Origin of the sequence: Promicromonospora alba (assembly GCF_042654905.1) — a bacterium.
Lineage (GTDB): Bacteria > Actinomycetota > Actinomycetes > Actinomycetales > Cellulomonadaceae > Promicromonospora > Promicromonospora alba.
In genome coordinates this window covers 120201-139779 of record NZ_JBHSFI010000008.1, presented here as the reverse complement: position 1 = coordinate 139779, position 19579 = coordinate 120201, and the positions used below count along the sequence as shown (strand labels likewise).

General features: G+C 71.5%; 20 protein-coding genes. 3 read left to right on the top strand and 17 right to left on the bottom strand.

The window, feature by feature from the left end; translation table 11 throughout:
• Position 1: 1 nt before the first annotated feature.
• The 13 genes from ACFO6V_RS23215 to ACFO6V_RS23155 all read right to left on the bottom strand — a co-directional run bounded on the left by ACFO6V_RS23215 (position 2) and on the right by ACFO6V_RS23155 (position 11940).
• Positions 2 to 934, bottom strand: a complete 933-nt coding sequence (locus ACFO6V_RS23215) for a bile acid:sodium symporter family protein (protein WP_377140061.1) — start codon at positions 932 to 934, stop codon at positions 2 to 4.
• A gap of 87 nt (positions 935 to 1021) precedes the next feature.
• Positions 1022 to 1834 carry an ABC transporter permease gene (locus ACFO6V_RS23210; protein WP_377140058.1) on the bottom strand — a complete coding sequence of 271 codons (813 nt, stop codon included), beginning with the start codon at positions 1832 to 1834 and terminating at the stop codon, positions 1022 to 1024.
• A complete protein-coding gene (locus ACFO6V_RS23205; protein ID WP_377140056.1) occupies positions 1831 to 2814 on the bottom strand; it encodes an ABC transporter ATP-binding protein in 984 nt (327 codons plus the stop codon). Before ACFO6V_RS23205 ends, ACFO6V_RS23210 begins: the two co-directional genes overlap by 4 nt.
• 22 nt (positions 2815 to 2836) lie before the next feature.
• Positions 2837 to 3613: a hypothetical protein gene (locus ACFO6V_RS23200; RefSeq protein ID WP_377140054.1), complete on the bottom strand. Its 777-nt coding sequence runs from the start codon at positions 3611 to 3613 to the stop codon at positions 2837 to 2839.
• Positions 3614 to 3654: 41 nt separating this feature from the next.
• A complete protein-coding gene (locus ACFO6V_RS23195; RefSeq protein ID WP_377140052.1) occupies positions 3655 to 4446 on the bottom strand; it encodes a hypothetical protein in 792 nt (263 codons plus the stop codon).
• Positions 4443 to 5390: an ATP-binding cassette domain-containing protein gene (locus ACFO6V_RS23190; RefSeq protein WP_377140050.1), complete on the bottom strand. Its 948-nt coding sequence runs from the start codon at positions 5388 to 5390 to the stop codon at positions 4443 to 4445. The genes ACFO6V_RS23195 and ACFO6V_RS23190 overlap by 4 nt, the downstream gene beginning before the upstream one ends.
• Positions 5387 to 5770: a GntR family transcriptional regulator gene (locus ACFO6V_RS23185; protein ID WP_377140047.1), complete on the bottom strand. Its 384-nt coding sequence runs from the start codon at positions 5768 to 5770 to the stop codon at positions 5387 to 5389. The genes ACFO6V_RS23190 and ACFO6V_RS23185 overlap by 4 nt, the downstream gene beginning before the upstream one ends.
• A 149-nt stretch (positions 5771 to 5919) precedes the next feature.
• Positions 5920 to 7020: an aspartate-semialdehyde dehydrogenase gene (locus ACFO6V_RS23180; protein ID WP_377140044.1), complete on the bottom strand. Its 1101-nt coding sequence runs from the start codon at positions 7018 to 7020 to the stop codon at positions 5920 to 5922.
• A 1-nt stretch (position 7021) separates the two neighbouring features.
• Positions 7022 to 8299 carry an aspartate kinase gene (locus ACFO6V_RS23175; RefSeq protein WP_377140041.1) on the bottom strand — a complete coding sequence of 426 codons (1278 nt, stop codon included), beginning with the start codon at positions 8297 to 8299 and terminating at the stop codon, positions 7022 to 7024.
• Between the two features lie 127 nt (positions 8300 to 8426).
• Positions 8427 to 9200 (bottom strand): TSUP family transporter, encoded by a 774-nt coding sequence (locus ACFO6V_RS23170; RefSeq protein ID WP_116677108.1) that lies wholly within the window; start codon positions 9198 to 9200, stop codon positions 8427 to 8429.
• 76 nt (positions 9201 to 9276) lie between these two features.
• Positions 9277 to 10191 carry an RNA polymerase sigma-70 factor gene (locus ACFO6V_RS23165; protein ID WP_377140037.1) on the bottom strand — a complete coding sequence of 305 codons (915 nt, stop codon included), beginning with the start codon at positions 10189 to 10191 and terminating at the stop codon, positions 9277 to 9279.
• Positions 10188 to 11114 (bottom strand): NAD-dependent epimerase/dehydratase family protein, encoded by a 927-nt coding sequence (locus tag ACFO6V_RS23160; protein WP_377140034.1) that lies wholly within the window; start codon positions 11112 to 11114, stop codon positions 10188 to 10190. The genes ACFO6V_RS23165 and ACFO6V_RS23160 overlap by 4 nt, the downstream gene beginning before the upstream one ends.
• An 82-nt stretch (positions 11115 to 11196) precedes the next feature.
• The gene (locus ACFO6V_RS23155; protein ID WP_377140031.1) at positions 11197 to 11940 is read right to left on the bottom strand and encodes a YqjF family protein; all 744 of its coding nucleotides are present in this window, start codon (positions 11938 to 11940) and stop codon (positions 11197 to 11199) included.
• A gap of 60 nt (positions 11941 to 12000) precedes the next feature.
• Between ACFO6V_RS23155 and recR the strand changes: the two genes are divergently transcribed.
• Positions 12001 to 12603, top strand: a complete 603-nt coding sequence (gene recR, locus ACFO6V_RS23150) for a recombination mediator RecR (RefSeq protein ID WP_377140028.1) — start codon at positions 12001 to 12003, stop codon at positions 12601 to 12603.
• 32 nt (positions 12604 to 12635) lie between these two features.
• A complete protein-coding gene (locus tag ACFO6V_RS23145) occupies positions 12636 to 13205 on the top strand; it encodes a DUF5063 domain-containing protein (RefSeq protein WP_116677111.1) in 570 nt (189 codons plus the stop codon).
• Positions 13206 to 13213: 8 nt separating this feature from the next.
• Here the strand turns inward: ACFO6V_RS23145 and ACFO6V_RS23140 are convergent, their stop codons facing one another.
• Genes ACFO6V_RS23140 through ACFO6V_RS23125 form a run of 4 tightly spaced genes read right to left on the bottom strand, consistent with a single transcriptional unit; the run spans position 13214 to position 17939 of the window.
• Positions 13214 to 14377 (bottom strand): ABC transporter permease, encoded by a 1164-nt coding sequence (locus ACFO6V_RS23140; RefSeq protein ID WP_377140023.1) that lies wholly within the window; start codon positions 14375 to 14377, stop codon positions 13214 to 13216.
• Positions 14374 to 15294 carry an ABC transporter ATP-binding protein gene (locus tag ACFO6V_RS23135; RefSeq protein ID WP_377140020.1) on the bottom strand — a complete coding sequence of 307 codons (921 nt, stop codon included), beginning with the start codon at positions 15292 to 15294 and terminating at the stop codon, positions 14374 to 14376. The genes ACFO6V_RS23140 and ACFO6V_RS23135 overlap by 4 nt, the downstream gene beginning before the upstream one ends.
• A 59-nt stretch (positions 15295 to 15353) precedes the next feature.
• Positions 15354 to 16793 (bottom strand): serine hydrolase domain-containing protein, encoded by a 1440-nt coding sequence (locus ACFO6V_RS23130; RefSeq protein ID WP_377140017.1) that lies wholly within the window; start codon positions 16791 to 16793, stop codon positions 15354 to 15356.
• A gap of 24 nt (positions 16794 to 16817) precedes the next feature.
• Positions 16818 to 17939, bottom strand: a complete 1122-nt coding sequence (locus tag ACFO6V_RS23125; protein ID WP_377140014.1) for a phosphotransferase enzyme family protein — start codon at positions 17937 to 17939, stop codon at positions 16818 to 16820.
• A 275-nt stretch (positions 17940 to 18214) separates the two neighbouring features.
• Here ACFO6V_RS23125 and ACFO6V_RS23120 point away from each other — a divergent pair, with 275 nt between their 5' ends.
• Positions 18215 to 19570 (top strand): aspartate aminotransferase family protein, encoded by a 1356-nt coding sequence (locus tag ACFO6V_RS23120; protein WP_377140011.1) that lies wholly within the window; start codon positions 18215 to 18217, stop codon positions 19568 to 19570.
• The last annotated feature ends 9 nt before the right edge of the window (positions 19571 to 19579 follow it).

The following is a 19579-nucleotide window of genomic DNA, read 5'->3' as shown; positions in this document are numbered from 1 at the left end:
ATCAGCGCGTCTCGGGACGGCGCGCCCACCACGTCGCCAGGGCCGCTCCCGAGAGGTTGTGCCACACCGAGAAGAGCGCGGCCGGCAGCGCCGCGGCGGGCGAGAAGTGGGTGGCCGCGAGGCTCGCTGCCAGGCCCGAGTTCTGCATGCCGACCTCGATGCTGACCGCGCGGCGCGCCGGCCGGTCCAGGCGCGCCAGCTTCGCCGCTCCGTACCCGAGCAGCAGCCCGAGGAGGTTGTGCGTGATGACCGCGAGCGCCAGGAGCAGCCCGGTGGCGAGCACCGTCTGGGCGTTGGCCGCGACCACGCCGAGCACGACGAGGACTATGCCGCCCACGGAGACGATGGGCAGGTAGGGCAGCAGCTTCTCGACGAAGCGTCCGGCGACGGCGCGAATCACCAGCCCCGCGAGGACCGGGGCGAGCACCACCTGGAGGATCGAGCCGAACAGGTCCATGAACCTGATGTCCAGGGCCTCGTCGGCGAGCCGCAGGATGAGCAGGGGCGTGAGGAACGGGGCGAGCAGCGTGGAGATGGCGGTCATCGTCACCGACAGAGCGGTGTCGCCCTTGCCGAGGTACACGATCACGTTGGACGCGGTGCCGCCAGGGGCGGCCCCGACCAGGATCATGCCGAGCATCGCCATGCCGGTGAGGCCGTAGAGCCCGCCCACCGCCCATGCGAGCGAGGGCATGATGACGAACTGGGCCACGACGCCGATCAGCACCGCCCACGGGCGCTTGGCCACGAGGGCGAAGTCCCCGCCCCGCAGGGTCAGCCCCATGCCGAACATGACGATCCCGAGGAAGAGCGGGACGTGTCCCGCGAGGGGCGCCAGCTGGGTCGGGGCGAGCAGCCCGGCGACTCCGGCCAGCAGCACCAGTACGGCGAACCAGCGCCCGACCAGGTCCGCGATCTTCCGCAACGTTCCCACGTGTTCCCTCCCGGGTGTCAGCCTCGACATCGGCCGGGTCACCCTAGACCCGGCCCGGGTGAATTCCGGGCCGGGTCCGTCAGGTGGTCAGCTCCAGCGGAACAGCTTCACGCCGAGCGGGAAGAGCACGAGCGTCCAGGCGACCAGGACGAGCACCTGCGCCAGCGGGAAGCCCTCGTTGCCGAACCAGCCGATCGTCAGCCCCTGGGCAGAAGCACCGAGCGGCAGGTAGAGGCCGATGTTCTGCATCCACTCGGGCATGATCGGCAGCGGCACCCACACCCCGGAGAACATCAGGGACGGAAAGTAGATGAGCATCCCCAGGCCGGACGCCGTCGTTCCCTTCTCGGCACGTGCGGCCACCAGGAGCCCGAGCGAGAACATGGCGGTCGTCGAGAGCACGAGGACGAGCAGCACGACCAGCGGGTCGGCCGCGAACGGGACGCCCAGCACCACCATGGCGCTGACCACCGCGACGCCGGCCGACACGATCAGCGCAACCATGTTGATCACCATGTGGGCGCCGATCAGGTTCTGCGGCGGCATCGGCGTGGTCGACAGCCGCTTCAGGATGCCCTTCTCCCGGAGGGTGGCGAACTGCACCGGCATGGTGGTCAGTGCGATGGTCCCGACGGCCAGCGCCACGACGGTCGGCAGGTAGCTGGTGATACCGGGCGCCTCGTTCCAGGGCGGTGGGGCGTCGATCATCGGCTCCTGGAAGGAGGGGATGGCAAGCCCGAGGCCGAGCAGCAGCATGGTCGGGAAGACCAGCGCGAAGAACACGGTGGTCGGGTCCCGCAGCCACACCTTGAGCTCGGTGGCGAGCAGCTTTCCGAAGCCGCGCGTGCCCCCGCCGTGCCGGCGCGCGGGTGCGGGTGCGGCCTGTCCGACGGCGGTCATGCCGCCACCTCCTCGTTCTCGTTCGCCCGGTACTCCCGGCCGGTGACCTGCACGAACACGTCCTCGAGGGTGCGTTCGAGCGTGCGGACGTCGTCGGGGACGACGTCGGCTGCGGCGAGCGCCTGCACGACAGCGAACAGGACCTTGCGGGTGCCGGTCACCTCGATCTCGTCCCCGACGGGTACGGCGGCGGTGACGTCGTCGTCCCGCTCGGCGAGGGTGGTGAGGAGCTGGGTGGCGCGAGCACGGGCGCCGTCGTCGGCGAAGCGGAGCCGGACTCCCCTGTCGCCCTCGAGCCCTTCGATCAGGGCCGACGGCGTCCCCTCGGCGACCACGCGGCCGCCGTCGATCACGACGAGCCTGTCGCAGAGCCGTTCGGCCTCGTCCATGAAGTGGGTGACCAGCAGGACGGTGACCCCGGAGTCGCGGACGCGCTCCACGAGCTCCCAGGTGGCGCGGCGGGCCGCCGGGTCGAGACCCGTGGTGAGCTCGTCGAGTATGGCCACCTGCGGTTTGCCGACCAGCGCGAGCGCGATGGACAGCCGCTGCTTCTGGCCGCCGGACAGCTTGCCGAACTGCTGGTGGCGGTGCGCGGTCAGGTCGAGGAGGTCGAGGAGCTCTGCCGAGTCCGCGCGCTGGGAGTAGAACGAGCCGAAGACCTCGAGCGCCTCGGCGACGGTGATCTTGTCGTGCAGCGCGGCCTCCTGGAGCTGCACGCCGACGTGCTCGCGGATCAGCCCGGGATCGGCCTGGGGGTCCTGGCCCAGGACGCGGACCGTGCCGCCGTCTGCGTGCCGGATCCCGGCGACGCACTCGACGGTGGTGGTCTTCCCGGCCCCGTTGGGGCCGAGGATCCCGAAGATCTCGCCTCGGGCGACCTCGAACGACACGTCGACGACGGCGGTCTTGGGGGCGCCGCCGCGCTTGGCGGGTGGATAGGTCTTGCGGAGGTGACTTGCCACGACGACTGGGGACGTCATGTGAGCTCCTTCGAGGGTCGGATCAGCTGGGCCGTACGGGAATCGTGCGGAGCAAGGCGTAGAGCAGGAGGGCGGCCAGGACGACGGCGAGCGCTGCCCCGCCCAGACCGAGCAGCATGGTCAGCAGGCCCTCGGACGGAGGTACCTCCGCGTGTTCGATGTCGGGCCGGAGCTCGACGTTGGCGATGGACCCCACCACACCCGTCCGGGTCGCGAGGTCGACGAGTACGGCGGGTAGCGCGAACGGGACGACCAGGAGCGTGCCCCAGGCCCGGTAGCGCGCGAACCCCGCCCCGACGCACGCCCCGAACAGGAGGTACGTGGTGATCACGAGGGCTTCGGCGACGACGGTGCCGAGCACGGTCAGGGGCGAGTCGAACGGGAGGGCGCCCAGCCGCCGCCAGGTCATGCCGAGCGAGATGCTCAGCGCGCGTTCGCCCAGCAGGGCGATCGTGGTCACGACGCCGTAGCCTGCGCCGACGGCGAGGGAGCCGCGGAGCACGCCCTCGAACAGGGACCGGCGGCTCCCCCCGGCCGACACGTGGAGGGCCAGGACACCCACCGAGGCGGCGATGCCGAGCCAGATCATCGACCAGCGCGACGCGCCGAGCGTGGCGTCGAGCGCGCTGATCTCCAGGTCGTTGCCGGCCACGGCGTTGCCGACGGTGATCCCGACGGCGTACAGCGCGTAGATGGCCCAGAACCAGATCCCGATGACCAGGCCGGAGTGCCGGAGCCGTCGGCTCACGCCGACTACGCCTCGCAGGTGACCGGCCCGGACGAGGTCGGTGCGGCTCATCGTCGTCTCCTCAGCGGTCGGTGTCGTCACGGTCGCTCCCCTCATGGCGTCGGCCGGAGCGGGACGGAGCGCAGGGGGACGCTGAACAGCCAGGCTGCGAGCGCGATCGCGGCCGCGCCGCCCACCAGGCCCAGCAGCACACCGGTTCCGCCGTCCGGCAAGTTGTCGAGGCCTGCGATGAGGGCCGCGACACCGGTATGCGACGCCAGGTCGACGAGTGCCGCCGGGACGAGCGCCGCGAGGACGTAGACCGTGCCCCGCACCATGCCGAGGCGGTAGTAGCCGGCGGAGATCGCGGCACCCACCAGGTAGTACGTGGCGGCGACCAGCGCCTCGGTGAGGAGCGTCAGTGCGATGCCCGCGTAGCCGTCCACCGGCAGCCCGTACTCGCGCGACCAGGTCAGGTCCAGCGCCCCGAACAGCGCACGCTCGCCGACCGTGTACACCGCGGTGACCAGGCCGATCAGTGCGCCACCGACGACGGCGCCGCGGACGGTGCCGGTCACGAGCGACCGGCGGGTGCCGCCCGCCGCTACGTGCAGCCTGAGATATGCGGCGGGGACGACGGTGCCGAGCACCATCATGAACCAGCGCGACGAGCCGCCGATCTGGGCGTCGACGACACCCTGGTCCAGGCCCGAGCCGAACTGCACGCTGCCCACGACGACCGACACGGCGACGACCGTGAAGATCACCCAGTACCACCCGCCGATGACGCTGACGACCCGCACGCTGACCGCGGCGGCCTGACGGGCGCCGCGCCGGTCGGCCGCGCGGACCAGTTCCTCCCGGCTCAGGCCGGCGGTGACGGGGTGGGTCGTCCCGGCGCTCATGACTGCACGCTCCCCTGACCGGTCAGCCGGACGAAGAGGTCCTGGACGGGCACGGCGCCCACCTCGACGCCCGCACCGCGGGCCGCCGTCAGCTCGTCGGCCTCGAGGGCTCCCTCCAGCGTGACCTGGACGGTCGTGCCGAGCTGCTGGCGGTGCAGCACCCGGCGTCCGCCCGCGATCCGCTCGACGGCGTCCTTGGTGCCGGTGAGGCTGAACCCACGCGCCCGCATCTCGTCGGCGGACTCGGCCAGCAGCACGCGCCCGCGGTCGATGACCACGACGTCCTCGAACAGCCGCTCGACCTCCTCCACCAGGTGGCTGGAGAGGAGGATCGTGCGCGGGTGCTCCGCGTAGTCGGCGAGGAGCTCGTCGTAGAACGCGTACCGCGTGGGCGCGTCCATGCCGAGGTACACCTCGTCGAAGATCGTCAGCGGTGCGCGTGCGGCCAGACCGAGGGTGGCGCCGACCGCCGACCGCTTGCCGCGCGACAGCGCGGACGGGTTCTTGCGGACGTCGACCTCGAACAGGTCCAGCAGGCGCCCAGCCGTCTCGGCGCTCCACTCGGGCCGCATGTCGGCGTAGTACTTGAGGGAGGTGGCGACCTTCTCCTCGGCCATCAGGTCACCGCTCTCGCGGACGAGCTGCGTGCCCGAGGTGATCCAGGGGTTCTCCCACGGGTCCTCCTGAGCGCCCTCCGGCCCGACGACGACGGTGCCGCTCGTCGGGCGGGTGAACGCCGCCAGCAGCGAGAGCATCGTCGTCTTGCCTGCACCGTTGCGGCCGAGCACGCCGGTGATGGCCCCCGGCCGGATGGTCAGCGTGGCGCCGTCGAGCGCTGTGCCCGCGTCGTCCTTGATCGGGATGCCGTTCTGCTGCATCCGGTAGCTCGTGCCGAAGTGGACGACGACGTCGTCCAGGCGGGCGCCGAACGGTGCCGTGGTCATGACTCCTCCGTGGTTGGCTTGCGCCGGCCGTTCGCGCCGAGGACGTAGGCGACCACCTCGTCGGTGGAGATCCCGAGGATGTCCGCCTGCTGCAGAGCCGGCGCCAGGACCTCCTCGAAGTAGCTCTTGCGGTAGTCATCGAGCAGGCGCTCCCTGGCGCCCGGCGCGACGAACATCCCCAGACCCCGGCGCTTGTAGAGCACGCCTTCGTCGACCAGCCCCGCGAACGCCTTCTGCGCGGTCGCCGGGTTGATGCGGAACGTCGTCGCGAACTGTGTGGTGGACATGACCTGCTCCTCCTCCTTCAGCTCACCGGCGAGCACCTGCGCGCGGATCATCTGCGCGATCTGGAGATAGATCGGCTCGGGACCGTCGAACACCGGCTCACCCCCTTCGTTGGTTCGTTACTTGACTAATGAACCATACGCCACGTCGGCGCGCAAGGCCCTGTGCGGACGAAGAACGAGGGGCGGGGAAGCCTGCGCGATGTGCGCACGCTCCCCCGCCCCTCGTGGCGGTCGGTCGTCGGTCAGGCGTCGTCAGCGGCGTCCAGGGTCTGCAGCTCGGCCAGGTCGGCAGCTATGAGCTCGGCGATCTGGATCGTGTTCAGGGCTGCGCCCTTGCGGAGGTTGTCGTTGCTGACGAACAGGACCAGGCCACGGCCGTCCGGGACGGACTGGTCCTGCCGGATGCGACCCACCAGGGACGGGTCGATGCCGGCCGCCGCGAGCGGCGTCGGGACGTCGGCCAGCTGGACGCCGGGGGCTTCGGCCAGCAGCTTGCGGGCCTCGTCCGGGGTGATGGCACGCGCGAACTCCGCGTGGATCGACAGCGAGTGCCCCGTGAACACCGGGACGCGTACGCAGGTGCCCGCGACGGCCAGGTCGGGCAGGCCCAGGATCTTGCGGGACTCGTTGCGGAGCTTCTGCTCCTCGTCGGTCTCGCCCGAACCGTCGTCGACGAGGTTGCCCGCCAGCGGGAGCACGTTGAACGCGATGGGCGCCACGTACTGCTTGGGCGCGGGCAGGTCGACGGACCCGCCGTCGTGCACCAGGCCCTCGAGATCCTGCCCGACGGCGGACCGCACCTGCCCCGCCAGCTCCTCCACCCCGCTGAGCCCGGAACCGGACACCGCCTGGTAGGTCGCCACGCGGAGCCGCTCCAGCCCGGCCGCCTGCGCCAGGGGCGAGAGCACCGGCATCGCGGCCATGGTGGTGCAGTTCGGGTTGGCCACTATGCCCTTGGCCGCCTCGCTGATCGCCTCCGGGTTCACCTCGGAGACGACGAGCGGCACCTCGGGGTCGAGCCGCCAGGCCGACGAGTTGTCGACGACGAGGGCGCCCGCCTCCGCGAACCGCGGCGCGTGCTCGCGCGACGTGCCGCCGCCCGCGGAGAAGAGGGCGATGTCGATGTCGGCGAGGTCGTCCGTCGCGGTCGCGGCGAGGTCCTCCACCGGGACGTCGAACCCGGCGAACGGCAGGGTGCTGCCCGCGGAACGCGCGGACGCGAAGAACCGGATCGAGGCGACGGGGAACTCCCGCTCCTCCAGCAGGCGGCGCATCACGGCACCGACCTGGCCGGTGGCCCCGACGACTGCGACGTGCACACCGTGGTCGTTGATCTGTGCCATGTCAGCGCCCCGTTCCCGCGTAGACGACCGCTTCGCCGTCGACGCCGTCGAGCTCGAACGCGGTGTGGACGGCGCGCACGGCGTCGTCCAGCGAGTCCTCGCGAGTGACCACCGAGATGCGGATCTCCGAGGTGGAGATCATCTCGATGTTGATGCCGGCGTCACGCAGCGCGCCGAACAGCCGCGCCGAGACACCGGGGTGCGACTTCATGCCGGCGCCCACGAGCGAGAGCTTGCCGATCTGGTCGTCGAACTGCAGGGAGTCGAAGCCCACCTCGCCCTGCACAGCGGTGAGGGCCGCCATGGTGGCCGGGCCGTCGCCGTCGGGCAGCGTGAACGAGATGTCCGTGAGGCCCGTCGCGGCGGCGGACACGTTCTGCACGATCATGTCAATGTTCGCGCCCGCTCCGGCCACCACCTCGAAGATGCGGGCGGCCATGCCCGGCACGTCAGGCACGCCGATGACGGTGATCTTGGACTCGGAACGGTCGTGCGCCACGCCGGAGATGATCGGGGCTTCCATGGGGTTCTCCTTCGACTTCTTCTCTGCCGCGACCACGAGCGTGCCGTCGTGGGCGCTGAACGAGCTGCGGACGTGCACCGGCACGTTGTACCGGCGCGCGTACTCGACGCTGCGCAGCGCGAGCACCTTCGCGCCGCAGGCCGCGAGCTCCAGCATCTCCTCGTAACTGACCTGGTCGATCTTGCGGGCGGCGGGCACGATGCGCGGGTCGGCGGTGAATATGCCGTCGACGTCGGTGTAGATCTCGCAGACGTCGGCGTTCAGACCGGCCGCGAGCGCCACCGCGGTGGTGTCGGAGCCGCCGCGGCCGAGCGTGGTGACGTCGTTCGTGGACTCGGTGACGCCCTGGAAGCCGGCCACGATGGCAACCTGCCCCCTGTCGAGCGTCTCGCGGATGCGGTGGGGCACGACGTCGACGATCCGTGCCCGGCCGTGCACCGCGTCGGTGATGACGCCGGCCTGCTGGCCCGTGTAGGACTTGGCCTTCACGCCCAGGTTGGTGATCGCCATGGCCAGGAGTGACATCGAGATGCGCTCGCCGGCCGTGAGGAGGATGTCGAGCTCTCGCTTGGGCGGGAGCGGGGTGATCTGCTGTGCGAGGTCGAGGAGCTCGTCGGTGGTGTCGCCCATGGCGCTCACCACGACCACCACGTCGTTGCCCGCTCGCTTCGCCTCGGCGATCCGCTTCGCGACGCGCTTCACGCTGCGCGCGTCTCCGACCGAGGATCCGCCGTACTTCTGCACGACAAGAGCCATGCGCCTGCCTTCCGTTGCCGGCCTCCGTCTCTTTCAACGGCCCGCCGGGTGGTTGGGTTTGCGAATCGATGGTACGACGGCGGGCATCCCGGGCGGATGTGATGTTCACCGTGCGGGACAGACGGCCCTATCCGGCGAAGACGTCCCAGGCCAGGCGGGCGATCAGGGCGCCGACCACGACGACGAACACCACGCGGACGAACTTCGAGCCCTTCGCCACGGCCATCCGCGCGCCGATGTAGGCCCCGATCAGGTTGGCCACTCCCAGCCCGAGGCCGAGGCTCCAGATGACGGCCCCGCTCGGCACGAAGAAGATCAGGGCGCCCGCGTTGGTCGCGAAGTTCACGATCTTCGCGATGGCCGACGCCGGGAGGAACGAGTACCCGAGGGCGCTCACGAGGCTGATGACCAGGAACGTGCCCGTCCCGGGGCCGAGCAGCCCGTCGTACGCGCCGATCAGCAGGCCGATCACTGCGGCGATCCGCTTGTGCCCGTTGCCGACCCACCGCAGGTTGTCGTGCTGGCCGACGTTCGGCTTGAGCAGGGTCCACGCCAGCACACCGACGAGCACGACGAGGATCATCGGCTTGAAGAGCTGCTCCGGGATGTACGAGGCGCCGATCGCGCCGCCGAACGCTCCGGCCAGCGCCGCGAGCGCCATCGGGCCGGCGGTACGCAGGTCCGGCTGGACCCGCCTGTAGTAGGTGATGGCGCTGGTGGACGTGCCCATGATGCTGCCGAGCTTGTTCGTCGCCAGGGCCTGCACGGGGCTGATGCCCGGGACGAGCAGGAGGGCGGGCAGCTGGATCAGCCCGCCTCCGCCCACTACGGCGTCGACCCACCCGGCGGCGAGGCCGGCGAGCAGGAGGAGGACGATGGTGAGGAGATCGAGTTCAGGCACAGGTGCATTGTGCGCGAAACGATCCGATTCCCCGGCCCTGTCTCGTTCCCCGGGGGTGTCTCGTCCACCTGGACGCTCAGGACCGGGGCCGTCGCATGAGCTCCCAGGCGTCGGCGACCGGGCCGACGTGGCGGAGCTTGTCGGGGTTGATCACCGACCGGATCACCTGGATCCGCCCGTCGACGACGTCGAGCGCCAGCACGTTGACCACCTTGCCGTCGGCGTCGCGGATCACCGCACCGGGCTGGGCGTTCACCTCGTGCGGCTCCGCGGACAGGCCGGTGCCGGCGAAGCGCTGGCCGAGCCCGCCGAGCATGCGCGCGACGTTGTCGACGCCGACGACCACGCGCATCCACTGGGGTGCCTTGCCGCCGCCGTCGCCGTAGACCGCGACGTCGGCCGCGAGCAGCTCGCGCAGCCCGTCGACGTCGCCCTCGACGAGCGCGCCGAAGAACCGCCCGGCCAGCTCCTCACGCTCCTTGCGGTCGACGTCGAACCGGGGCCGTTCCTCGTCCATGTGCCGTCGGGCACGGGTGGCGAGCTGTCGGCAGGTCGCCTCGGACTTCCCGACGATGCCGGCGATCTCGCCGAACGGGAACCCGAACACGTCGTGCAGCACGAACACCGCCCGCTGCTCCGGGCTGAGCCGCTCCAGCACGAGGAGCGCCGCCATGGACAGCGAGTCGGCGAGCTCCGCCGCGTGCTCGGGATCGGCGTACGCGGCCGAGGCGTCGTCGGTCAGCAGCGGTTCGGGGAGCCAGTGGCCCACGTAGGTCTCGCGCCGCACGCGTGCCGAGCGCAGCACGTCGATCGAGACCCGGGTCACGATCGCGCACAGGAACGACTTCAGCGACACCGGCACCGTCGCGCTCGCCTGGTAGCGGATCCAGGTCTCCTGGACGGCGTCCTCCGCCTCGCCGACGCTGCCGAGGATCCGGTAGGCGATCGAGAACAGCAGCGGTCGCAGGTCCTCGAACTCGTCGACGTTCACGCACTCACCTCCGCGACGTGCCGGAACCCCTGGCGCCACGACGGCCACCCGGGCTCCCAGCCGAGCGCGCGCTTGGCGCGCTCGTTGGACGAGCCACGCGTGCGGGTCAGCATCGAGACCGCTACGTCGCCGGCCACCATCCGGACCAGCCACAGCGGCAGCCGGAGCGGCGGCTTCGCACCGACGCACCCGGCCAGGTAGGGCAGCCACTCCGACGCGGGAGCGGGCTCGTCGTCCACGACGTTGAACACGCCGCGCACGTTGTTCTCGAGGGCGAGCACTGTCGCCTTCGCCGCGTCGTCGAGGTGTACCCACGACATGTAGCCGGTGCCGCCGCCGGCCAGCGGGAACTGGCGCTTGTGCAAGATCTCGGCCATCGCGTCGCCGGGGTCACCGTAGAAGCTGCCGTACCGCAGCACGGTGCCGTCGGCCGCGCGCACGGCGGCCTCGAGGTGCCGGATCGCCGCAAGGCTCTCGCGCTGCGCAGGGGGCGGCGTGGGGTCCAGCGGGTCGTCCTCGTCCTTCACCCAGCCGCCGGTGCGCTCGTTGGTCCAGCCGGCGTAGCTGCCCGCCACGACGTGCGGCACCCCGGTGGCCTGGGCAGCGGCAACCAGGTGGTCGATGCCCTCCGTGCGCAGCCGGTTGGTGATCGCGAACGACCGGTCGAACTGCTTGGTCGAGATGCCGCCGGCGAGAGCGGTCATCTGGTGCACGACCGCGTCCGGGCGCACCGTCGCGACAGCCTCGCCGACGGCGGCCGCGTCCAGGCCGTCGACGACGATCGCGGTCGCGCCGAGGCTCTCGATCAGTGGGACCTTGGCCGCACTCGTCGTGGTCGCGGTCACCTGATGACCACGCTCGACGAGCTGGCGGATCAGTCGGGGTCCGATGGCGCCGGTGCCGCCTGCCAGGTACGCGTGCATCGCTCTCACCTCTCGTCGCTGATGTAGACGATCCCGAGACGAGTTGCTCCCGCGAGAAGTGACAGCTTGCCGGAGATCGCGCTCAGATCCTCGTCCCCCGCCGGACGACGACCGGCGAGCCGTCGGCGACGAAGGCCGAGACCGGTTCGGTGGCGAGGCTCTCGACGAACGCGCGGCCGTACACCTGCTCGACGTCGCAGTCGAGGCCCGGCTCGGCGGCCTGCCAGACGTGCCAGCTCGGGTGCTCGACGCGGTACTCGACGGTGCCGCCGCCCCGCTGCGCGGCGTAGCCCCAGTAGTGCTCGGTGATGAACTGCTCCTGGGAGCCCTCGACGAGCGGCTCCGCGCTCCCCTGGGTGGTGGCCCGGACGTGGTGCCAGGCTCCGGCGTCGCGCCACGAGTACTCCACGACACCGTCCGGGGTGTCGCGGTCGGGGGCGAGGTCGATCCGGTGCCGCATCGGCCGCGCCACGTACTTCTCGCCGTAGCCGGCGCGGGCCACGGCGGCCAGCGCCGGGCGCGGCACGATCTCCTTGACGAAGACGACGCCGCGCCGCCAGCCGTCGTCCGCCCGGCGGCGCACGTAGAACCGCAGGTTGATCTCGTCGAAGTCCCGGTGGAACGGGACCGGGACGCCGAGCAGACGGGTGTCGAGGAACTGGAACCCGACCACGCTGACGAAGTGCTTGCCGCCCCATGTGTCGAGCTCGACACCGCGGGGCACGAACGGCCGCAGGACGGCGGGGTCCGCCTCGTAGTTGAGCATCACCAGCCGGCGCCACTGCGCCGCGAGGAACTTCCCGGTCCGTGCCTCGGGGTCTGTCACGCGGGGAACGTACCAGCCTCGCCGTCCGGATGTCGGTGGCGACCCGTAGGGTGACCTCTTGTGTACGAAGGCGCGGTCCAAGACCTGATCGACGAGCTCGGCCGGCTTCCCGGCGTCGGGCCCAAGAGCGCGCAACGCATCGCGTTCCACCTGCTCGCGACCGACAACGAGGAGGTCAAGCGGCTGGTCGACGCGCTCACCGAGGTGAAGCTCCGCGTCCGGTTCTGCGAGCTCTGCGGCAACGTCGCGGAGTCGGAGCGCTGCCGCATCTGCCTCGACCCACGGCGCAGCGACGACGTGATCTGCGTCGTGGAGGAGCCCAAGGACGTGGTCGCGATCGAGCGCACCCGGGAGTTCCGCGGGCGCTACCACGTGCTCGGCGGGGCCATCAATCCCATCGAGAACGTCGGGCCGGACGACCTGCGCATCAGCGAGCTCCTGGCCCGGCTCGCGGACGGGACGGTGCAGGAGGTCATCCTCGCGACCGACCCGAACGTCGAGGGAGAGGCCACGGCGACCTATCTTTCCCGACTGATGGCGCACATGGGTATCACTGTCTCGCGGCTGGCCTCGGGTCTCCCCGTGGGTGGAGACTTGGAGTACGCGGACGAGGTGACGCTCGGTCGCGCGTTCGAAGGTCGCCGCGTCATCGCCAACAACTAGAGCATCGGCAACGACAAGTAGGTGGGATCACGATGAGTGAGATAACCCCTGGATCAGACCTCAGCGAGGTCGCAGACCAGGTGTCCGCACAGGCACGGACGTTCCTCTCGACGGTGACCCAGGTGGCGTCCGGAGGGATGCCGGGGGCGGAGCTCTCGCTGCTCGTGCTGGCGTCGTCCGACCTGCTGGCCGCCGGGGCGCGGCTCGCCGCGATCGTGGACGTGGTGCCCAAGGAACGCTACGAGCCCGACGCCGGGCCCGACACCGACCTCGACCCGCTGCGCGAGGCCCTGTCCAAGATGTTCGACGGGTTCGACGACTACACCGAGGTCGTGGACCCGGTACTCAGCGAGGACACCGGTTCGGCGTCGCTGTCCGGCGACCTCGCGTGCGTCGCCGAGGCGCTGGCCAAGGGCCTGCAGCACTTCGACAGCGGCCACGAGCTCGAGGCCCTGTGGTGGTGGCAGTTCTCCTACTTCTCGCTGTGGGGCGAGCGCGCGGCGTCCGCCCTGCGCGTGCTGCAGGGGCTGCTGGCGCACGTACGCCTCGATGTGGAGGACGACGTAGCCGCCGAGGCGGAGTACGACGCCCTCCACTCCTGACCGGGAGGTCAGGCGACCCGGGTGCCCTGCGGCAGCTCGGCCGTCGGGATCCGCAGGCGGTTGACCGCCACGAGGACGCCCGCCGCGCCGAGCAGCAGGTCGAACCCGAGGCCCCACGGCCACACGAGCTGGTCGGTGACCTGGACCGGCTCCACCGGGGACTCCGGCCGGGCTCCCTGGTCGCCCTCGTAGTACACGGCGTCGGTGCACCAGTCCTGCGGACCCGTGTTGCCGGTCCGCGCGTACCGGACGCCGTACTGGAGCGTCGCGAGCATGTTCCCCTCGTTCGCCAGCGACTCGACGTCGCCCTGGAGGGGCTGTGCGTCGGCGACCACGACGAACGGGTTCGGGGCCAGCAGCCACCACGTGCGCTCGCTGTGCCACACGGACATCTCCTGCGTCTGCCACTCGCACTCGGGTGCGGTGGTCTCTTCCCAGTCGTAGCCGGCCTCGACACCCCAGACCCTGACCTCCTCGGTGGTGCTGGTGGCGGGTACCAGCAGACCGAACGTGATCGGCAGCGCCACGGTGATCGCGCCGATGGTCAGGTACGTCAGCACTGCCGACCCCGACGTCTTGCCGACCAGGGCCGAGAAGCCCAGCCCGATGGCGCAGACGACGCCCAGCACCAGTGCCAGCATGAGCACCGTGGTCAGCAGCGCGAACCAGTGCACGCCGCCCCCGAGCAGCGCCCAGACGAGGAACGGGATGCTCGCGACGAGGAAGGCGAGCGCCGCGATCCAGGCGGCCGCGAGCTTGCCGAGCACTATCTCGGCGGGTGACAGCAAGGTGACCTGCAGCGTCGCGAGGGTTCCCGCGTTCCGGTCGCCGTTGATCGCACCCGACGACAGGGTCGGCGCCACCAGCAGACCCAGGAACAGCACGAACCCGACGACGATGCTGTAGACCGTCCCGCCGTACGAGACGCCTCCGGACATGGCCGCGTCGCCCGAGAGCATCTGGAACGCGCCGGTGGTCAGGAGCGTGATCAGGCCGACCACCACGAACCAGACGATCAGCGCGGTCTTCCACCGTGTCGAGCGCACGCGCTGCCGCAGCTCCAGCACCGTCACGGTCCGCAGGCCGTGCCAGGACAGGGACCAGGTACCGCGTCCGCGGGGTGCTCCGCCGGCGGCCGGCGCGGATCCGACGACCTCTACGTCAACGCTCATCGTCGCTCCTCCTCGAGGGCCAGGTAGGCCTGTTCCAGCACGCCGCCGGCCGGGGCGAGGCTCGACACCGCGACGCCGCCCTCGACCGCGGAACGCAGCAGCGCCGCGGCTGCCGCGTCGCCGGCGAGGTCGACGAGGACGCCGGGCCCGTCGGCCTCCTTGCGATAGGCGGGACCGTTCTCGTCCAGCCAGGCCGTGAGCGCTTCGGGGTCCAGGCCGGTCAGGCGCCACGCCCGCGGCCGGTCGCCGTCGGCGACGGACCGGGTGTCGACGGTGCGGCCCCGCGAGATGAACACCGCGTCGTCGGCCATCTCGTCGAGCTCGGTGAGCACGTGCGAGGAGACCAGGATCGTCTTGCCCTCGGCGGCGAGCTGCCGGAGCAGCACGCGCAGGTCCACCCGGGAGCGCGGGTCCAGGCCCGAGGCGGGCTCGTCGAGGAGCAGGACGTCCGGGTCGTGCACGAGCGCGCGGGCCAGGCCGAGCCGCTGCTTCTGACCGCGGGACAGGACGTGCGCGGGCTGGTCGGCCAGCTCGGAGAGGTGCACCAGCGCGAGCAGCTCGCTCGCGCGGTCCCGGCCGGCGGCGGCGTCGAGCCGGTACGCCGCCGCGACGGTCGTCAGCACCTCACGCGCCGTGAGGGAGTCCCAGGTGCCGAACACGTCGGGCATCCAGCCGGTCCGCGAGCGCGCCGCGTAGTTCTCGGCGACCGGGTCCGCACCGGCGATGCGGATGCTCCCCGCATCGGGCGCCAGCAGACCGGCGAGCATGAGCAGAAGGGTCGTCTTGCCCGACCCGTTGGGTCCGATGAGCGCGGTGACCCGACCCGGTGCGGCGACCAGGTCGACGTCGGCCACCGCGTGCACCGGACCGAACGAACGCCGCACGCCGTGCGCGCGGATACCACCGTCTGGTGTCATGACGGGACACTAGCGCGGCCGAGGTCCCACGGCCGTCAGCCCCGGGGATGACTCCGGTGTCAGGTCCGGCGCGCCTTGCCGGACACGTCCAGCACACCTCGGTCACCGAAGGCGACGTTCTGGTCGACCAGCACAGCCACGTCCTCGCCGGAGAACCGCAGCTCCAGGCGCAGCTCGAACGGTGTACCGAGGAAGATCATGCGGCCGCGCAGCGTCAGCTCGTCGGTCCAGGCCGCCGCGGTGGCCACGTCGGCCGGTGCGCCCAGGAACGAGGAGGTTCCCGGGCTCCACTCCTCGTAGCCGAACGGCACCACGAGGTCCACGCCGTCGACGGTGAAGGCCACCTCGGTCCGCCCGTCCGCGCCGCGACCGAGAGTGAGAGCGCTGAAACCTCGCGGGTTCGGCTCGAGGTCGTAGGTCACGCCCAGGAGCGAGTCCTCGACCGGGGTCGACTCCGCTCCGGCAGGCGTGTGCAGCGCGAGCTCCAGCGGGGCCACCCCCTCCGGCGTCGGGGCCTCGGCGCCCGCCGGCGTGACCCAGGCGTCGTCGCTCAGGAACGCGTCCCACACCGCCTCCGGTACCGCCGGCAGGTCCGACAGGCCCGAGGTCGTGGTGATCACCATGTCCTTCTCCGGCCAGACCAGGATGTACTGACCGAAGGCGCCGTCGGCCCGGTACGCGCCGTGCTGGCACTGCCAGAACTGGTAGCCGTAGCCCTGGTCCCAGTCGGGCGAGTCGCTCGGGCCGTTCTCGACCTGCTTCACCGTCGCCGCCGCCACCCACTCGGCCGGGACGAGCTGCTTTCCCTCCCAGACGCCGCCCTGCAGGTAGAGCTGGCCGAACGCGGCCATCTCCTCGATGGTGATCGAGAGGCCGAACCCGCCCGTGTCGATGCCGTCCGGGTCCTGCTCCCACTCGGCGTGCGTGATGCCCAGCGGCGCCAGCAGGCGCGGCGCCAGGTAGTCGAGCAGGCGCTCGCCCGTGAGCCGGTGCAGGATCGCCGAGAGCAGGTAGGTCGCCCCGGTGTTGTAGACGAAGCGCGTGCCCGGCTCGTGCTCCACCGGCTGCGCCAGGATCGCGCGGGCCCAGCCGGCGCCGGGCAGCGAGATCGTGCGGTTGATGCCCTCCATGGTCGAGGCGCTGTGGCCCGTCGTCATGGTCAGCAGGTCGCGTACGCGCATGGCGCGGAGGTGCTCGCCCGGGTCAGCGGGAGCGTCGTCCGGCAGGAGGTCGAGCACATGGTCGTCCAGCGTCAGGAGCCCCTCGTGGACCGCGATCCCGACCGCGGTCGACGTGAAACTCTTGCTCACCGAGAACATCGTGTGCGGCCGGTCGGCGGTGTGGGGATGCCACCCGGCCTCCGCGATGACGCGGCCGTGCCGCAGCACCAGCACGCCGTGCACGTCCTCGATGCGATCGAGGCTGTCGATCAGGCGCCGCACCGCTGCGGGCTCGACACCCTCGGCCAGCGGGGTGGACCGGGGCAGGATCCGAGACATGCGGGCACGATACCTGGCCAGACCTCATGCCAGCAGCCAGGTCGGGTTGCGGAGGTAGGACTCGGCCACCTCGAGCGTGCCGGGTACCTGCGCGGACCAGAGGTCCGGCGGCAGGGCATCGGCGCGGTGGGTGGTGGTCCAGCCCAGCATCTGCAGGCGGCGCACCATGGACAGCGCACACCCGAGCTCGACGGCGTCCCGCGTCAGCGGCCGCACGGACGTGTACCCGGCGAGCCACTCCACGGCCATGGTCGGCGCCTCCGGCGTGTGCTCCAGGAAGCTCAGCGCGGCCGCGAAGTCGTACTGGAACCAGGTGTGGCCGCAGTCGTCGAAGTCGATGACGGTCAGCGACTCCCCCTGGATCATGATGTTCGACGGCCGCAGGTCCGCGTGCACCAGCCCCCAGGCGGCGGTGTCCCGCGGGGCCCGGGCGACGACCTCGAGCGCCGCCGCCTGGGCCTCCTCCAGGAGGGTGCGCTCCGTGGCGTCGTCGACGGCGTCCTCCCAGCGTCCCCAGCGCGCCGTCGGCCCGAGCATGTCCGGGACGTCCCACGAGTGGCGGGCGAAGTCCGCGGGCGGGGCCCAGGTGAGCGCGTGCTCGTGCAACCGGGCGTTGATGGCGCCGATCTCGCGGTAGTACGACGTCGGGTCGGCGGCTGCGCCGCCTGCATCCGAACCTGCGTCGCTGAACAGGTCCTCCAGGATGCGCCCTGAGACGTAGCCGTACGCGACGCACCACCAGTCGGCGCCGTCGTCGGAGGCCAGGGCCGCGCAGAACGTGCCGGACCGGGTGCGCAGCGCGGCGGGCACCTGGCAGACGCCGTCGGCGGCGAGCGCCGCGACCCAGGCGACCTCGGACTCGAATGCGTCGGCCCCGGCCAGGTAGCCGGGGCGGGCGACCCGCACGACGGCGGCCGGCTCGCCGTCGGCGGTCACGAGGAACGTCGCGTTCTCGGAGACGGTGATGAGGCGCATGGCGACCTCGCCGCCGGGGGCCTGCCCGAACTGCCAGGACTCGGTCACGCCGTCGCGGAGCCAGCCGGGCGCCAGGTCCCCGGGGACCAGCGCGTCGAACGCGGCGAGCGCCGCAGGCGGGGTGGGTGGCTGCGGACCTGATGCGGACTGCGCTGCGGCGGTGGCGGGCATGTAGTTGCTCCTCAGGCTGGGAGCGGAGGCGGGCGGCCGCTGCCATGGTGCGCCGCCAGCTGAAGCCGCACAAGGGACGCAACGGGAAATTCACGCAAGTCACCAGCACGAAACAAGCCGGGCGGGTATTGCGCCGAACGGTTACCCGACCGTCATCGCGAGGCTGCGCCCGGGGCACACGCTGCCGCCACGATGGGGACCGTCCTGCGGACGGCCGGGCGGCCGTAAACCCCTCCTGGGACGCGAGGTGGGACGCGAGCGTGAGGAGCACTGCCGTGGCTACTCGGTCGACGATCATGGATACCAACGCCTTCCGGCCCGGTGACTCCACCGGTGGCCTGCCGCCACGGACCGCTGAGCTGGTGGACCGGCGGTCGGGCGTCCTGGGCTCCGCGTACCGGCTCTTCTACCGCGAGCCCGTGCACCTGGTGCGGGGCAGCGGCGCCCACGTCTTCGACACCGACGGCAACGACTACCTCGACGTGTACAACAACGTGGCCTCGGTGGGACACGGTCACCCCCGGGTCGTGGACGCGATCGCGAAGCAGGCCGCGGCGCTGAACACGCACACGCGGTACGTGCACGAGCGGATCGTCGACTACTCCGAGGCGCTGCTGGCCACGATGCCGGCCGAGGACTACCGGGTCATGTACCTGTGCACGGGTTCGGAGGCCAACGACCTGGCCGTCCGCGTGGCTCGCGCGCACACCGGCGGCACCGGCGTCATCGTCAGCGCCGAGGCCTATCACGGCAACACCGAGCTGACGTCGTCGCTGTCGCCCGCCCTGGGCTCCGGGCAGGACCTGGCGCTCGACGTGCGGACCGTCCCGGCCCCCGACCCGTACCGGGCGCCCGTCGCCGCCGAGGACCTGGGCCGGTGGTTCGCCGACCAGGTGGCCCGGCAGGTGGCCGACCTGGAACGGCGTGGCGTACGGCTGGCCGCTTTCCTGGCCGACTCGATCTTCTCGTCCGACGGCGTCTTTCCCGACCCTGCGGGCGACGCCGGCTTCCTGGCGCCCGCGATCGAGGTGGTGCGGCGCGCCGGCGGTGTGTTCATCGCCGACGAGGTGCAGCCTGGCTTCGGCCGCACGGGCGGCGCGATGTGGGGCTTCGCCCGCCACGACGTCGTGCCCGAGATCGTGACCCTCGGCAAGCCGATGGCCGCGGGCATCCCGGTCAGCGCGGTCGTCGCGCAGGCCGACGTGCTGGCCTCGTTCGGCGACAACATCCCGTACTTCAACACCTTCGGCGGCAACCCCGTGTCGATGGCTGCCGCGCAGGCCGTGCTCGACATCCTCCAGGAGGACAAGCTCCAGGAGCACGCCGCCCGCGTCGGCGCACGGATGCTCGCCGCCCTCCGCGAGGCGGCCGCCGACCATCCACGTGTGGGCGACGTGCGCGGCGCGGGCCTCTACGTCGGCGTCGACATGGTCGCCGACCCCGAGACCAAGACGCCCGACGTCGCCGCGGCCCTCGACGTCGTCGAGGCGCTGCGCGAGCGCCGGATCCTCACCTCCGTCTGCGGGCCGGGCAACGTGCTCAAGCTGCGCCCGCCCCTCGTGTTCGACGACCAGGACCTCGACCGCCTGATCGACGGCTTCTCCGAAGCGCTCACGGCGCTCGGCCACTGAACTCACTGG

Excerpts from the sequence above, each read along its gene's own strand:
- ACFO6V_RS23210 (WP_377140058.1), bottom strand. The coding sequence starts at position 1,834 with ATGACCGCCGTCGGACAGGCCGCACCCGCACCCGCGCGCCGGCACGGC.
- ACFO6V_RS23205 (WP_377140056.1), bottom strand. The coding sequence starts at position 2,814 with ATGACGTCCCCAGTCGTCGTGGCAAGTCACCTCCGCAAGACCTATCCA.
- ACFO6V_RS23200 (WP_377140054.1), bottom strand. The coding sequence starts at position 3,613 with ATGAGCCGCACCGACCTCGTCCGGGCCGGTCACCTGCGAGGCGTAGTC.
- ACFO6V_RS23195 (WP_377140052.1), bottom strand. The coding sequence starts at position 4,446 with ATGAGCGCCGGGACGACCCACCCCGTCACCGCCGGCCTGAGCCGGGAG.
- ACFO6V_RS23190 (WP_377140050.1), bottom strand. The coding sequence starts at position 5,390 with ATGACCACGGCACCGTTCGGCGCCCGCCTGGACGACGTCGTCGTCCAC.
- ACFO6V_RS23180 (WP_377140044.1), bottom strand. The coding sequence starts at position 7,020 with ATGGCACAGATCAACGACCACGGTGTGCACGTCGCAGTCGTCGGGGCC.
- ACFO6V_RS23175 (WP_377140041.1), bottom strand. The coding sequence starts at position 8,299 with ATGGCTCTTGTCGTGCAGAAGTACGGCGGATCCTCGGTCGGAGACGCG.
- ACFO6V_RS23160 (WP_377140034.1), bottom strand. The coding sequence starts at position 11,114 with ATGCACGCGTACCTGGCAGGCGGCACCGGCGCCATCGGACCCCGACTG.
- ACFO6V_RS23145 (WP_116677111.1), top strand. The coding sequence starts at position 12,636 with ATGAGTGAGATAACCCCTGGATCAGACCTCAGCGAGGTCGCAGACCAG.
- ACFO6V_RS23140 (WP_377140023.1), bottom strand. The coding sequence starts at position 14,377 with ATGAGCGTTGACGTAGAGGTCGTCGGATCCGCGCCGGCCGCCGGCGGA.
- ACFO6V_RS23135 (WP_377140020.1), bottom strand. The coding sequence starts at position 15,294 with ATGACACCAGACGGTGGTATCCGCGCGCACGGCGTGCGGCGTTCGTTC.
- ACFO6V_RS23130 (WP_377140017.1), bottom strand. The coding sequence starts at position 16,793 with ATGTCTCGGATCCTGCCCCGGTCCACCCCGCTGGCCGAGGGTGTCGAG.
- ACFO6V_RS23125 (WP_377140014.1), bottom strand. The coding sequence starts at position 17,939 with ATGCCCGCCACCGCCGCAGCGCAGTCCGCATCAGGTCCGCAGCCACCC.